The sequence below is a fragment of the Propionivibrio dicarboxylicus genome, from assembly GCF_900099695.1.
Taxonomy (GTDB): domain Bacteria; phylum Pseudomonadota; class Gammaproteobacteria; order Burkholderiales; family Rhodocyclaceae; genus Propionivibrio; species Propionivibrio dicarboxylicus.
In genome coordinates, this window is record NZ_FNCY01000017.1 from 61,763 (window position 1) to 75,908 (window position 14,146).

At 63.0% G+C, this 14,146-nt stretch carries 12 protein-coding genes; 3 read left to right on the top strand and 9 right to left on the bottom strand.

The annotated features are described in order from the left end of the window. Nucleotides 1-4: 4 nt before the first annotated feature. From BLR25_RS16645 to BLR25_RS16670, 6 genes are all read right to left on the bottom strand, one after another. Complete coding sequence (locus tag BLR25_RS16645; RefSeq protein WP_218122787.1) at nt 5-2,536, bottom strand: molybdopterin-dependent oxidoreductase; 2,532 nt, start codon at nt 2,534-2,536, stop codon at nt 5-7. Nucleotides 2,537-2,571: 35 nt separating this feature from the next. Further along, complete coding sequence (locus BLR25_RS16650; RefSeq protein ID WP_091939163.1) at nt 2,572-2,904, bottom strand: 4Fe-4S dicluster domain-containing protein; 333 nt, start codon at nt 2,902-2,904, stop codon at nt 2,572-2,574. Continuing rightward, complete coding sequence (locus BLR25_RS16655) at nt 2,904-5,144, bottom strand: molybdopterin-containing oxidoreductase family protein (protein WP_091939165.1); 2,241 nt, start codon at nt 5,142-5,144, stop codon at nt 2,904-2,906. The genes BLR25_RS16650 and BLR25_RS16655 overlap by 1 nt, the downstream gene beginning before the upstream one ends. A 180-nt stretch (nt 5,145-5,324) precedes the next feature. Further along, nucleotides 5,325-5,846, bottom strand: coding sequence for a TRAP transporter small permease (locus tag BLR25_RS16660; protein ID WP_091939167.1), 522 nt, complete (start codon nt 5,844-5,846; stop codon nt 5,325-5,327). Nucleotides 5,847-5,915: 69 nt separating this feature from the next. Continuing rightward, nucleotides 5,916-6,956: a TRAP transporter substrate-binding protein gene (locus BLR25_RS16665; RefSeq protein ID WP_091939169.1), complete on the bottom strand. Its 1,041-nt coding sequence runs from the start codon at nt 6,954-6,956 to the stop codon at nt 5,916-5,918. 74 nt (nt 6,957-7,030) lie between these two features. Beyond that, nucleotides 7,031-8,332 carry a TRAP transporter large permease gene (locus BLR25_RS16670; protein WP_143009896.1) on the bottom strand — a complete coding sequence of 434 codons (1,302 nt, stop codon included), beginning with the start codon at nt 8,330-8,332 and terminating at the stop codon, nt 7,031-7,033. A gap of 527 nt (nt 8,333-8,859) precedes the next feature. Here BLR25_RS16670 and mobB point away from each other — a divergent pair. Genes mobB through BLR25_RS16685 form a run of 3 tightly spaced genes read left to right on the top strand, consistent with a single transcriptional unit; the run spans nt 8,860 to nt 11,193 of the window. Then, entirely contained in the window at nt 8,860-9,360 is a 501-nt protein-coding gene (gene mobB, locus BLR25_RS16675) for a molybdopterin-guanine dinucleotide biosynthesis protein B (RefSeq protein WP_091939173.1), read from the top strand. Then, nucleotides 9,357-9,956, top strand: a complete 600-nt coding sequence (mobA, locus tag BLR25_RS16680) for a molybdenum cofactor guanylyltransferase (RefSeq protein ID WP_091939175.1) — start codon at nt 9,357-9,359, stop codon at nt 9,954-9,956. The genes mobB and mobA overlap by 4 nt, the downstream gene beginning before the upstream one ends. Further along, nucleotides 9,949-11,193, top strand: coding sequence for a molybdopterin molybdotransferase MoeA (locus BLR25_RS16685; RefSeq protein WP_218122788.1), 1,245 nt, complete (start codon nt 9,949-9,951; stop codon nt 11,191-11,193). Before mobA ends, BLR25_RS16685 begins: the two co-directional genes overlap by 8 nt. Nucleotides 11,194-11,260: 67 nt before the next feature. On the opposite strand, the gene moaA is transcribed toward BLR25_RS16685, so the two are convergent. The 3 genes from moaA to BLR25_RS16700 form a co-directional block, all read right to left on the bottom strand. Further along, entirely contained in the window at nt 11,261-12,292 is a 1,032-nt protein-coding gene (moaA, locus tag BLR25_RS16690) for a GTP 3',8-cyclase MoaA (protein ID WP_143009897.1), read from the bottom strand. Nucleotides 12,293-12,446: 154 nt separating this feature from the next. After that, on the bottom strand, nt 12,447-13,289 hold the full coding sequence (locus tag BLR25_RS16695) for a beta-keto acid cleavage family enzyme (RefSeq protein WP_091939181.1): 843 nt from the start codon (nt 13,287-13,289) through the stop codon (nt 12,447-12,449). A 54-nt stretch (nt 13,290-13,343) separates the two neighbouring features. Continuing rightward, nucleotides 13,344-14,126 (bottom strand): cyclase family protein, encoded by a 783-nt coding sequence (locus BLR25_RS16700; RefSeq protein WP_091939182.1) that lies wholly within the window; start codon nt 14,124-14,126, stop codon nt 13,344-13,346. Nucleotides 14,127-14,146: the final 20 nt, after the last annotated feature.

Below are 14,146 nucleotides of genomic sequence, written 5' to 3' on the forward strand. Positions count from 1 at the left end.
TTCCTTACACTCCCCACTTTCTGATTTCAACGAGGCATGAATTCGGCGCCATGCCCGGTACGTTCTTCGACAACATGCGTGACGGCGTCAGCAAGGTGACGCAACCGCCGCGGTCGGTCGAACCCGGCTTGCCCGGCACCAACGGATCGTACTTCGCGCCCGAGGCGTAGCTGTGGATGACACCGGGCTGGACACGCTCGGTCACGACGGCGCTGCCGAGCACCGAACCGCGATCGTTATAAAGCTCGACGATGTCGCCGTTGCTGATGTTGCGTGCCTTGGCATCGGCCGGATTGAGGCGGATCGGCCACCAGCGGTACCCGTTCTTTTCGACGCGGTGCAGCGGAATCTCATCGACCCAGGTCGTATGATTGTCATAAGCCGTGTGGAACGAAAAGCGCGGATGCGGGCTGATCAGTTGCAGCGGGTACTGCTTGAACAGTTCGCTGTCATAGCCTTCCCAGGACGCATGGAAGCTCGGCACGATGCTGCGCTCGGTGTCGTCCGGGAACGCCTTCTTGAGACTTTCCGAAGCGAACTCGATCTTGCCGGAATAGGTGCCGAGTTCCTTGGCCTTGTCGGTGCCGCGCTTCGGGTTGCCGGTATCGGGCGTATCGACGTCACGCCCTTCGGCATACCAGCGCAGGCTCGGCGTCGACTTGTAGTCGTCGGGCACCGGCACCAGGTGGTAGCCCTTCTGGTTGAACTCGTCCCAGCTCACCGTCTTTGCCACGTCCGACGATTCGTAGAAGAGCTTGGCCCAATCGTCCTCGCTGTTGCCCTCGGTGAATAGCTCCTTCATGCCGAGCCGGTCGGAGAGCAGCGTGAAGATCTCGTAGTCGGACTTCGACTCGCCCAGCGGTTCGACCGCCTTCTGTTGGCGCACGATGACGCGGTAATTGTTGCCGATATGCGCGTTGGTCGTGTAGCCGCCGCAAGCCGCCCATTCGCCGATGTCATTGCGTTCGAGGTTGGTACAGGCCGGCAGGATGACGTCGGCGAACTTCGTCTCGCTGCTGAACCAGCAATCCTGGTTCACCACGAACTCGAGGTTCTCGCTCTGGTACATCTTCACCCACTTGTTGGTGTCGACCATGGTGCCCATGAACGAGCCGCCGTAGCGATAGAACATCTTGACCGGCGAATGTCCTTCCATCGGGTAGATGTTGCGCTTGAACTGCTGCTCCAGGCTCTGGCCGCAGAAGCCATCGCCGAGGAAGTCTTCCTTGCCGTTCAGGATCGCTTCCGGCAGGGTCAGGCGGAACAGGCGCTGCTTCGTCTGGTTCATCAGCGAGAGCTTGTTCTTGGCGATACCGGACTTGCCCATCTGGCCGCGCGGTTCGGCATAGGCCGGGAACCAGGTCGTCGAATCGGCCGGCGCGCCCATCGTCGCCCCCCAGATCGAGACACCCGGCTTGCCCAGGCCCTGCATCGCCTGCAGACAGACCATCATGCGCGCCCACTCGGTCCCGTAGGCGGTACGACAGGCGCCGCCTTCGCCGCCGCGGCAGCCGCTGCTCAGGCTGGTGCGCTTCGAGGCCCACTCGCGCGCCAGCGCCCGGATCTTGCGCGCCGGAATGCCCGATTCCTCGGCCGCCCATTCCGGCGTCTTGGCGCGACCGTTGTCGCTCAGGCCAAGGATGTAATCCTTGAATTCGTCGAAACCCTGCGTCTTGTCGGCGACATATTCCTTGTCATAGATGCCTTCGGTGATCCAGACGTAGGCGATCGCCATCGCCAGCGCCGTGTCGGAACCCGGCCGCGGCGGCAGCCAGGTACCGTCCATGGCAGCGTTGGTGTAGTTGTAGAAGGGATCGATAAAGACCGTCTTGATGCCCTTTTCCTTCAGCCACTGGCGCCAGATCGCCGATTCCTGGCCGCTGTAGGTGCCGCGCGTCGTGTCCGGATCGTTCGACCAGAAGACGACCATCTCGGTGTTCTTGAGCACGTCCTCGAGCAGGTCGAACTGTTCCGGCATGCCCAGGCGCCAGTAGAAGCCGTAGGTATGCGTCGCGCCCCAGTGCCAGCCCTCCCAGCTGTCGGTATTGTCGAGCACCGGCGTGTAGTTGAGCATGTTCATGAAGCGCGAGAACGGCCCCATCTTGTAGCCGACGACGCCCCAGTTGTGGTGCGACGAGGTCATGCCGGTGATCGACGAGCCGCCGTAGGTATCGGTCAGGCGCTTGATTTCGCCGGAAACGATGTCGAGCGCTTCGTCCCAGCTGATTTCGACATAGCCGGACTTGCCGCGATTCTGCGGGTTGCGCTCGCCCTTCGGATCGAAGTCGACACGCTTCAGCGGGCGCAGGATGCGGTTGTAGGAATCGAGCCGGTTGCGTTCGGCATGCACCGGCGGCGACAGGCGCACGGCCTTGGGCGGCGAATACTTCTTGCCGCCGGCCTCAATGGTCCAGGGCTTGTATTCCGATTCCGGAACCTGCAGAGGCCGCACGCGGACGACCTTCCCATCCTTGACGTAGACGGAGATCGGTCCGCCGTTCGTCATATTGAAATACATCTTTTCCTGGTTACTCATTGTGGTTTGCCTCCATGATTCCTGCTGTCAGTTGTCTATTTGGGCGAGAACAGCACCATCTTCGGTTTCTTGACCATCGAAGCCACCAAATCGGTGATATTCCCAAAAGTCATGCACGCGGCCTGGCAATGTTTCACGCAAGCCGGCAATTCGCCGTGCGAAGTTCTCTGGTGACACAAATTGCATAAATCGGTCGGAAACGGCAGGTAGGTGATTTCCATGCGCTTCTCGGAAATCTGCTGGGTGAATTCATTCACCTTGATGCCCCACTTCCCTGCCGGGTACTCGTGCTCCTGCTTGCAAGCCACTTCGCAGCTATGACAGCCGGTGCAGAATTCGTAATCGATCAACAGTCCCTGCTTTTCCATCACTCGCCCCTCCCTTCCGCCGCGCGGACGCGGACCAGGGTCGTCTTGTAGGCGCCGCCCCCATAGCCGGACTTGCTTTGCGTGCCCATCGGCACCAGCACGTTGCAATTGACATCCCAGATGCCGAACAGATTGGGCTCGCGCCCTTCCGTTTCGGGCAGCCACCAGCCGTGCGGCACGCTGACGATGCGCGGATGCACGATCGGCGTCACCTTGGCCTTGCGCCGGATGGCGCCGCGATCGTTTTCGATCGTCACCCAGGCGCCGTCCTCGATGCCATTGGCTTTGGCGACGCTGGGATGGATCTCGACGATCGGATCGGGATCGCATTCGCGCAGCCACGGGATGTTCCGGTGTTCGGAGTGGAAGAACACCGAGGAGCGTCGTCCGCTTACCATGACAAGCGGATACTTGGCGAGCAGCTCGGGCGTGCGCACCTCGCTCTCCGGCGGTTCGGAAAAATAGGGCAGCGGGTCGAGCCCCCACTGGGCGTAGCTCTGGCTGGCGAACTCGATCTTGCCGGACGGCGTCCGGAAGCCGGGCTTGCCGTCCGGGCGCAACAAGCCGCGCTCATGGCGGCGATACGGGCGCGACGCGGAATTCTCCGGCGGCATCATCCAGCCGCCGGCATCGCGCAGTTCGTCGTAGCTCATGCCGGTCGGCTTGAGGCGGTCGTCGAACAAATCCTTGAGCGTCGGGAAGCGCTTGCCGAGTTCAGGATTGAAGCGCTTGGCCAACTCGAAATTGATTTCCCAGTCGGACCGGCATTCGCCGACCTGGACGGCCGGCGTGATGACCTGCAGCGGCGCCCACCAGGAACGGAAGCTCTCCTTCTCGGCGAGCGAGGCGACCGGCAGGACGATGTCGGCCACCGCCATCGTCGTCGGATTGTGGAAGAGGTCGGCCACCACCACGAAGTCCATCTTCTTCAGCGCCTCGTGGTGCAGGCGGGTGTCGGCCGCCTGGCCACCCAGCACGTTGCTGGTCTGAATCCAGCAGGCCTTGATCGGATAGGGCTCGCCGCTGATCATCTGCTCGACGGCGACGTCCGGCTGCGCCCAGCCGCGGAAATTGCGCACCATCGCGTATTCCTTGGCGCCGATCCGCTTCTCGTTGAGCCGGTTGACGAAATCCTCGCCGTACAACGCGTGCATTTCCTGCGTCGAGAACGGATAGGTCGTGACGCCGTACGCCGGCCGGGCGATGACATTGCCGCCAGGCACATCGAGATTGCCGGTCAGGCACCAGAGATGGTTGATCGCCTGTGCGACGGTGGTCCCTTCCGGACTCTTGTCGACAGGGACGCCCCAGTGGATCGCCGCCGGCTTGGCCTTGGCGTACATGCGCGCCGCGGCGATGATGTCTGCCTCGGGAATCCAGGTGATCTCGGCAACGCGACGGGGCGTGTACTCGGCCGCGCGTTCGCGCAGTTCGTCGAGGCCGACGGTCCATTCGGACACGAATTTCTCGTCGTAGAGCTTCTCGGAGATGATCACGTTGATCATCGCCAGCGCCAGCGCGCCGTCGGTCCCCGGCCGGATCTGCAGGAACATCTCGGCCTTGGCCGAGAACCAGGTCCAGCGCGGGTCGATGACGATCAGTTTCGATCCGCGCTTCATGCAGTCGACGATCCAGTGGCCGAAGAAGCCGTCCGGACAGCCCGGCGCCGGGTTCTGCGCCCAGATGACGATGACCTCGGGAACGCGGTATTCCGGGTCGTCATAACGTTGCGGCGAGAACTGGGCGGCATCGAGCACGGCGTAATCGCCCTGCGTCGCCATCATCGCACCGAGCCGCGGCGTGTAGCAGGAATGGCCGGCGAGTCCGAGCTGGATCCAGTTGGGACTGCCGTAGGAATAAGCCAGGAAGGAAATCGGCCCGCCGATGTCGCGCCCGGTGCCCTGGCAGAACAGCACCGATTCGGGGCCGTAGTCGTCCTTGATTTCGCGCAGGCGCGCCTCGATCGTGTCGAGCGCCTCGTCCCATGAGATGCGGACGAATTCGCCGCTGCCGCGCGGCCCGACCCGCTTGAGCGGGTGGGTGATGCGTTCCGGGTGATACATGTACTGGGTCAGCGCCAGCAGGCGCGGACAGGCGCGGCCCTGGCTGAAGGGATGGTTCTCGTCGCCCTCGACCCGGACCACCTTGTCGTCGCGGACGAACAGCTTGACGCCGCAGCCACCGTGACAACCGGGCCCGGGCGACCATGCCGTCGTTGTTACAACCTTGTCGTATTTCATATCGATATCTCCTGTCTCAAGCTGTGCGGTACCGCCGACGGCGACACAAAGCGGTCAACGATACCCGACTTGGGCACAAGACAGGCCGGACAGCACAAGGAGATCGAACGCCACATGATGATTGATTGCCAGTTCTTCGTCTGCTGAATTCGTTCGATTCGAGGGCGCGTCCGGTACGGATCAGACGATCAAATCCTGCTTCTCTTCCTGGGCCGGATCTTCTTCATCCGGCATCAGCACCTGCATCAGGTAAACCAGCGTCAGCACCGCGAAGCCGAAGGCGCAGGCGTACATGAACGGATACTTCGGGATGTACAGCACGGCCGAGGTCGTACCAGCCTTGACCTCCATTCCCGCTTTCTCGAAGGTCTGCCAGGTAATCAGCGCGAACATCGCAAGGCCGACCAGATTGACGCCGCGATTGGCCCAGTTCTGGGCCGATTCGGGCAGCATCTCGATCAGCGTGGTGACGCTGATATGGCCGTTCTTGATCTGCGTGTAGCCGAGGGCGAAGACGATGACCAGGCCCATGATGTATTCGACCAGTTCATACGAGCCCTGGAGCGCGACGTTGAAGAGCAGGCGCGACAAGATGTCGACGACGATCAGCAGCACCATGATCAGGATGAACCCGACACCGAGGATGTTGAGCAGCGCGCTCAGCTTGTAGATAGCCAGTTTTATCGATTTACCAACGTTCAAGATCTTCCCCTTAAATCTCACGACAGACACGTTCCGGAGGCGCCTCGCCGGCACCTCCGGCGCGCGGCATTACATCTGCTGCTTCCTGGCCTTCTCGATGCGCTTCACCGCCTCATCCAGGATGGCGAGGCCCGGCAGCTTCTTGGCTTCCTGGTCGGAGGCCCACTTGGTCCAGATGCTCATCGACTTCTCGCGCCACTTCGTCGTTTCCGCCGCATCCATCGGCACAATCTTGCCGCCGGCCTTGAGGAACTTGGCCGTCGAGGTCTTCTTCGTCTCGTCCCAGGCCTTGGCGAAGAGCTGGCTGGCCTTCTCGCCGCTTTCCTCGTCAAAGACCTTCTGCACCTCGGGCGGCAGCGAATCCCAGGTCTTCTTGTTCATGATCAGGAAGAAGACGCCCGAATTGACGTTGGCGTCGAGCGCCGATTTGAACACCTCCTGCAAGTTCATCATCTCGACGGCTTCCCAGGCCATCACGGCACCGTCGATCACGCCCTTCTCGGCCGCCTGATAGGTATCCGGCGCCGGCATCGCCATCGGACTCGCGCCGAGCGACTGCAGCATCGGCACCAGCGGACCGCCCGGCGCGCGGATCTTCTTGCCCTGCATGTCGCCCATCGTGAGGATCGGCTTCTTCGAGGTTACCGGCGCACCGTCATGCGTGTGCAGCGTCAGCACCTTGACGTCGGCGAACTCCTTCTTCAGGTACGGCGTCTCGTTGTACAGGTCCCAGACCACCTTGCTGCCGACGGTGGCCTTATCGACCCCCAGCATCGGCAAGTTCATCACCTCGGTCAGCGGGAAGCGTCCCGGGAAATAGGCGACGAACCCCCAGGTGATGTCGGCGATGCCCTTGATGACGTTATCGTAGGCATCCTGCGGCTTGCCGAGCGTCGCGGAGGGATAGATGTCGATCTTGACCTGGCCGCCGGTACGCGACTCGACCGCCTTCACCCAGGGGGCGAACCCGTTGGTGCACACGAAGGCAGTCGGCGGGTTGTGGTGCGCGAACTTCAGGCGGAAGGTCTTCTTTTCCGGATCGGCCGCGAATGAAGAAAAGGCGACCGATGCGGCGAGTGTTGCGAGCAATAGCTTAAGGCTGAATTTCATGCTTAATCCTCCTCGAATTTGAAACTTGGCAGCAAGTAATGAATGGTAAAAACCGGTTTGTCTTATTAAAGCGCTCACATCAGGACCGACGGCAGCCACAGGGCAAGGTCCGGAATGAGGAACATCAGGAACAACATGACGACGATGGCCCCCCAGTACGGCCAGATAGCCTTGTAGATCTGGGTAATCGGGATCGATTTGTCGATGCCGGCGATGATGAAGCAGTTGATGCCGACAGGCGGGCAGATCATGCCCGAGGCCATGACCAGCACCAGCAGCACGCCAAACCAGTAGGGATTGAACTGGAGGGCCGCCACCACCGGGAAGAAGATCGGGATCGTCAGCAGCAGCATCGCCAGTTCGTCCATCAGCGCGCCGAGGAAGATGTAGAGCAGGATGATGCCGAACATGACGATGTTGCGGTGGAAGGGCAGTTCGGCGAAGAACTGCGCCATTTCGCCCGGTAGCCGCGAGATCGCCAGGAAGTACCCGAAGATCATCGCGCCGGTGATCACCATGAAGATCATCGCCGAGGTCTTGCCGGTATCGAGCAGCGCCTGCTTGAGCATGGCGAAGCTCAGCGAACGGCGGAAGCCTGCGACCACCAGCGCGCCAAGCACGCCGACCGCCCCGCCCTCATTGACCGTGAAGAAACCGCCGAGCATGCCGCCGATCACCAGCACGATCAGGAACAGCAGGTCCTTGACGTGATAGAGCGACTCGAAACGTTCCTTCCAGCTGCACTTCGGCCCGCGCGGCCCCAGTTCCGGATTGCGCAGGACGACCAGATACGCCACCAGGAGATACAGGAGCAACAGCGTCAGGCCGGGGATGACCACCGCCGAGAACAACTTGCCGATCGACAGCGAGCACATGACACCGTAGAGCATCAGCAGCACGCTGGGCGGCACCATGGTGCCGAGCGTGCCGGCGCAGGCCACGGTCGCGGCGGCAAAACCGCCCTGGTAACCGAAACGCTTCATCTCGGGCAGCGCGACGATGCCCATCGTCGCCGTCGTCGCCGTCGTCGAACCGCACAAGGCGCCGATCCCGGTGCAGGCCACGACCGTCGACATCGCCAAGCCACCCGGCAAATGTCCGAGCCAGGTGAAGGAGGCCTTGTACAGGTCGTAGCTGAGCCCGGAGTGATAGGCCAGCTGCCCCATCAGCACGAACAGGACGATGACGCTCAGGCCGTAATTGGCGACCGTCGAATACGGCGTCGTCTGCAACATCCCCAGGGCGGCATCCATACCGGTAATGGCCGCCATGCCGAGAAATCCGACGACGGCCATCGAAATGCCGATATGCACCCCCATGACGATCAGGACGATCATCAGCCCCAATCCAAGCACACCCAATGTTACTGGTTCCACACTCACACTCCTCTGAAATCGCTTTTCAGGCTAATCATTTTTATGACAGCAAGGCGAATTCTCGAAAAACGGGATCTTCCGCTCATCAATTCCGGGACCGAAACCGGCACCACCGTGAATTGTCCCCTGCTGCACCACACAAACAATCGGTATCCACACAGGGCGCCAATTTGCAATTTATCGACCCCCAAGTCGACTGGTAATTTGTTATGCCCACTTGCCTTGGAGGAATACCGGAACCGGCCTGCCGCGGTATTACCGGGGGTTATCTCGTCATGAACAATCGCCAGTCGACGCTGGCCTGCGGGGCTAAGCATAATCGGATGCCGATCGGCATTCCGTCGGGGAGAAGGCATGCCAACACTATAGACGGGCGGGAGCGGTTTCCCGGCCGGAAAACCGCGAATTCTAGATGACAGCGGCGAAAACGATCAAATCAACAGGCATCAAATAATGACGCTGTCAGGAACGGAAAAACCCCGCAAAACCGCCCGCCAGACGGGCAATGCAAGGATATCGGGCAGACCATGACGACCCCGCCACTTTTCATTTTTGTCGGCCATTCGAACGCCGGCAAGACCACTTTTGTCGAGAAACTGCTGCCCGCCCTGACCCAACGCGGTCGGCGCGTGGCCACCCTCAAGCATGCGCACCATCCGGTCGAACTGGACACGCCGGGCAAGGACAGCTGGCGCTACAAGAACGCCGGTGCCGCACTCAGCATGCTGGTCACCGGTTCGGCGCTGCAACTCGTCGCCGACACGGTCGGGGCGCACGAACCGAAACACCTCGCCCGGCGCTTTCTCGGCGAGGCCGACCTGGTCCTGGCCGAAGGCTTTTCCCGTGCCGACGGCCCGAAAATCGAGGTATTGCGCCGCGACTGCGGCAAACCCGCCCGCTGCACGCCGGCCGACGGCCTGATCGCGCTGGTCACCGACAGCCCGGAAACCTATCCCGAACTGCCGCATTTCGCCCTCGACGACGTCGACGGCGTCGCCGATTTTCTGCTGGGCCGCGCCGGACAATGATTGCCGACTGCACCGCCCTGATCCTTGCCGGCGGCGACTCCAGGCGAATGGGCTGCGACAAGACGCGCCTGCAATTCGGCGGCCGGATCCTGCTCCAGCATGTCATCGACGAGCTCCGCCCGGTCTTTTCCCAGGTGCTGGTCAGCGTCCGCGAAGGCCGCAACGACATCCGCGTTCCCCAGGTACGCGACCGCAGCACGGGTAAAGGCCCGCTCGCCGGCCTGAGCGCCGGGCTCGCCCGGGTCAACACGCCCTGGATTTTCGCGCTGGCCGCCGACATGCCCTTCATCAACCCCGCGCTCATCGCGCGCCTGGCCCGCGAACGTCGCGACCACCAGGCCGTCGTCCCGGTCATCGACGGCTTTCCGCAGCCGCTGACGGCCTTCTACGCACGCTCGGCCCTGAACGAGATGCAGCGCACGCTCTCCGGCGGCACGGATTGCAGCTTGCGCGGCCTGCTCAAACGACTCGACGTCTGCTGGGTCGATGCGGAAAAGCTGCGCGCCGCCGATCCGGCCTTGCGCAGCTTTATCGATCTCGACACGCCCGAGGACCTGGCGCAAGCCCTCGCCACCAAGGAACCCAGCCTTGCCTGAACACACCCACCTGAGTCTCGCCGACGCCCAAGCACTCGTCATGGCCCACGCCCGTACCGGCGAGATCGAGGAAATCCCGCTCGAAAGCGCCCAGGGCCGCGTCATCGCGCGCGACATCCGCGCCAACCGCGACCTCCCGCCTTACGACATCTCGGCCATGGACGGTTTCGCCGTGCGCAGCGCCGACCTCGCCGCCGGAGGCGCGGCACTGCCCGTCGTCGCCGACATCAAGGCCGGCGACCGGCCGACCGCCGCCATCACCGCCGGTCAATGCGTCCGCATCATGACCGGCGCGCCGTTGCCCGAAGGCGCCGACGCCGTCGTCCGCTGCGAGGACACCCGCATCGACGCCGACGGTGCCGTCATTTTTCCGGCTGCGGTCCCGGCCGGCAACGATATCCGGCGACGCGGCGAAGTCATGCGCCGCGATGCCGTCGTCCTCGAGGCCGGAAGCGTCGTCACGCCCGGCGTCGTCGGCGTGCTCGCCACCGTCAAGTGCGCCCGTGTTCCGGTCCACCGTCGGCCGACGGTCGCCATCCTCGCCACCGGCGACGAACTCGAAGCACTCGAAGACGCCTTCGATGCGGACAGGATTCCCGAATCGAACAGCTACGCGATCCTCGCCCAGCTCCAGGCCATCGGCATCGCGCCGCAACGACTCGGCATCGCCGCCGACGACCCGGAAGCACTGCGCGAGGCGCTTTGCCGCGGGCTCGACCATGACATCCTGCTGGTCTCCGGCGGCTCGTCCGTCGGCGTCCATGACCACGTCCGCCCGGTCCTCGAAGCCTTGGGCGCCGAACTGCATTTCTGGCGGGTGGCGATGCGCCCGGGCCATCCGCTCGTCTTTGCCACGCACGGCGATTGCCGGATCTTCGGCTTGCCGGGCAACCCGGTATCGAGCATGGTCTGCGTCGAAGAATTCGTCATCCCGCTGCTGCGTCGACATCTCGGCCACCGGCAGTGTTATCGCGAAACCGTCCCGGTCCGGCTGGCCCGCAACTTCAAGCACGCACCCGGTCGCTGCGAATTCGTCCGCGTCACGCTGACGCCCGACGCCGCCGGGATGCTCTGGGCCCGATCGACGGGTTCGCAAAGCAGCGGCGACCTGCTGTCGATGGCCATGGCCGACGGCTTGCTGTTCATCCCGGCAACCAGCGACGGCCTGGCGGCCGGCGAAATCGCTCGCGTCCAGCGCATTGCCTCGAATCGTTTTCAGGAAACCGCGCTACCCTGAGCGGGCACCGCCATCGGCGCGGGAAAGGTGCAGGAGGGGGGCAGGACAGGCGCGGGAAAATGCCCGGCTAACCGCCGATATACGACATCTCGATGCGTCTGGCCGGACTCCGCGTCGCGTCGTGCCGCAGTTGCGAATAGCGGTCGCTGCGCTGCTGCCAGGTCTGCCGGATCAGGCCGACCATCTCGTCGTCATCGGCACCTCGCCGCAGCGCCGTGCGCAGATCGTTTCCGGTCGAGGCAAACAGGCAGGTGAATAACTTGCCGTCGGTCGACAGGCGCAGGCGGGTGCACTCATGGCAGAAGGCTTGGGTCACCGAAGCGATGACGCCGATTTCGCCACTGCCGTCGGCGAATGCCCAGCGTTTGGCGACCTCGCCGTGGTGCCTGGCCGACAGCGGCTGGATCGGAATCTCCTGGTCGATGCGCGCCAGAATGTCGCGCGCCGACACGACATCGTCGAGACGCCACTGGTTGCGGTTGCCGACATCCATGAATTCGATGAACCGGACAATGACGCCGGTATTGCGGAAATAGCGCACCAGCGGCAGGATCTCGTGCTCGTTGACGCCGCGCTGCACGACCGTGTTGACCTTCACCGGCGCGAGCCCGACCGCCTGTGCCGCAGCGATGCCGTCAAGCACCGTCCCGACCGAGGCGGCCGCATCGGTGATGCGCCGGAACGTCGGTTCGCTCAGCGCGTCGAGGCTGACGGTCAGCCGCGACAAGCCGGCGTCCTTGAGCTGGCGGGCGCGTTTGGCGAGTTGCGTGCCATTGGTGATCAAGGCCACTTCGACGGCGTCGCCGCGCGCATCGCGCAGCCGGGCCAGCTTCTCGATCAAGCCTTCGAGCCCGTGGCGCATCAGCGGCTCGCCGCCGGTCAGGCGGATTTTGCGGACTCCCAGCGCAACGAACAGGCGGGCGAGGCGATGGATCTCCTCGAAACTCAGCAGCTGGCCATGCGGCAGGAAAGAGAATTTGGTGCCGATGGCATCGCGCGGCATGCAATACGTGCAGCGCAGATTGCAGCGATCGGTCACCGAAATCCGCAGATCGCGCAAAGGGCGGCCGAAGGCATCGACCAGAAACTCACTCTTCATGCTATTCCCACGCCCGCGGAAACCCGGCGCCGTGCACACAGGCAGCCGGACGCCGCCCCGGCGCGCTGCGCGACGGAAAAATCGCCGCGCCCGCCTCTCCCGCGGCGAAAAAAATGGGCCGGAGACTGAACCACGTCCCGGCCCACCACGGAGATTACTGCTGCTTCTTGAGACCGAGCATCTGACGCGCTTCTTCCGCCGTCGCGATCTCGCGGCCGGCGACCTTGCCGAACTCGACGGCACGGGCGACGAGTTGCGCGTTGGTCGCATGCACGCCCTTTTCCAGGAAGATGTTGTCTTCGAGACCGACGCGCAGGCCGTCGCAGCCGGCCGCCAGACCCGCCAGCATCATCGGCACGTGCGACTTGCCGATACCGGTGATCGACCAGGTCGAGCCTTCCGGCAGCTTCGGCAGCAGATAGGCGAGCGTTTCGAGATTGCCCGGCATGCCGCCCGGCACGTCGAGCACGAACTGGCAGTGCAGCGGCTGCTGGAGCAGGCCCTTCTTGAGGTAATGCTCGACGTTGCCGATCATGCCGGCGTCAAAAATCTCGATTTCCGGCTTGATGCCGAGCTCGATGCACTTGGCGCCAAGTTTTTCGAGGAATGCCGGTGTATTGAGGAAGACATAGCTGTTCGCCCAGTTCATCGAACCCGGATCGTAGGAGCACATTTCCGGCATCAGGATCGGCAGGTGGGCGAGGCGCAGTTCTTCGGAGAACGCGCTGCCGGAGGTCGTGAGGTTGAGCACGATGTCGAGACCGGCGTCGGCCACGGCCTTGCGCACCTTGGTCACGACCTCGACGAACTTGTCGGTCGCCATCGAGTTCTTGCCGTTCTCGTCACGCACGTGCAGGTGCGCAATCGCCGCGCCGGCCTTGGCGCAGGCGACTACGTCGGCGGCGATCTCGTCGGGCGTGATCGGAACGTGCGGCGTTTGTGCCCGGGTGGTACCGGCACCGACCAGCGCCGCGGTAATAATCAGTTTCTTAGCCATTTCAACTCATCCAATGTGTGTAAATAAAAAGCATGCAACAACCGAAAGCGCGGCTTACTGCCCCGTTTCGAAGCGGAACGTGCCTTCCGGATCGACGATCGCCAGGATGCGGACGCCGCAGCCTTCGCCGCCCTTCCAGCGCCACGGCAGCGCAACGAAGAAGCAGCGCTTGCCGGTGACCTCGTCGAGATCGCCGCCGACGTTCTCGATGCCGGGAATGCCGCCACCGACCATCAGGTTCTTGTGCGCATCCTCCCAGAGCGGGAAGTCCTCTTTCGGATCGCGTCCGGTTTCCTTCTTGTACTCCTCGATCAGATGCGGCTGCGACGGGCCGAGGCCGTGATCAACGAGCTTGGTGGCGATCGGATGGTCGTTCGCCTGGCAGCCGTAGCCGACCATCTTCACCTTCTTCTGCACCAGCCACTTGGCGCCGGCACCGTTGATGCCGCAGCCATAGGCGAAGTACTCGTCGGTGTCGGCCCACTTGTGATGGAAGCCGGTGTTGATCATGACGACGTCACCCTCGCGGATTTCCGGCGTGGCCTTCTCGAGGTCTTCCGGCGTGATCACGCCCCACTTGCCCTTCGGGATCGAGACGACGACACCGCTGCCGCAGAGCCGCCAGAGCGGATACGCCATGATGTCGGGGGTGTTGGCGGTCACGTGCAGCGGCGCATCCATGTGCGTGCCGCGGTGCATGATGCCTTCCCAGTTGATCTCGTAGACGCCGTCCTTGGCGTGGAACTTGTTGACGGTCAGGTTCACGCTCGGTGTGGACGGCCATTCCGGCATGAACTGATGGAAGGTGTGACTCAGGTTATAAATCTTGAGGCCCATGATGTTCTCTTTGCGCTTGA

What these genes read in the sequence shown, in the direction of transcription:
- BLR25_RS16645 (WP_218122787.1), bottom strand. Translation starts at nt 2,536, where the DNA reads ATGAGTAACCAGGAAAAGATGTATTTCAATATGACGAACGGCGGACCG.
- BLR25_RS16650 (WP_091939163.1), bottom strand. Translation starts at nt 2,904, where the DNA reads ATGGAAAAGCAGGGACTGTTGATCGATTACGAATTCTGCACCGGCTGT.
- BLR25_RS16655 (WP_091939165.1), bottom strand. Translation starts at nt 5,144, where the DNA reads ATGAAATACGACAAGGTTGTAACAACGACGGCATGGTCGCCCGGGCCC.
- BLR25_RS16665 (WP_091939169.1), bottom strand. Translation starts at nt 6,956, where the DNA reads ATGAAATTCAGCCTTAAGCTATTGCTCGCAACACTCGCCGCATCGGTC.
- mobB (WP_091939173.1), top strand. Translation starts at nt 8,860, where the DNA reads ATGACGACCCCGCCACTTTTCATTTTTGTCGGCCATTCGAACGCCGGC.
- mobA (WP_091939175.1), top strand. Translation starts at nt 9,357, where the DNA reads ATGATTGCCGACTGCACCGCCCTGATCCTTGCCGGCGGCGACTCCAGG.
- moaA (WP_143009897.1), bottom strand. Translation starts at nt 12,292, where the DNA reads ATGAAGAGTGAGTTTCTGGTCGATGCCTTCGGCCGCCCTTTGCGCGAT.
- BLR25_RS16695 (WP_091939181.1), bottom strand. Translation starts at nt 13,289, where the DNA reads ATGGCTAAGAAACTGATTATTACCGCGGCGCTGGTCGGTGCCGGTACC.
- BLR25_RS16700 (WP_091939182.1), bottom strand. Translation starts at nt 14,126, where the DNA reads ATGGGCCTCAAGATTTATAACCTGAGTCACACCTTCCATCAGTTCATG.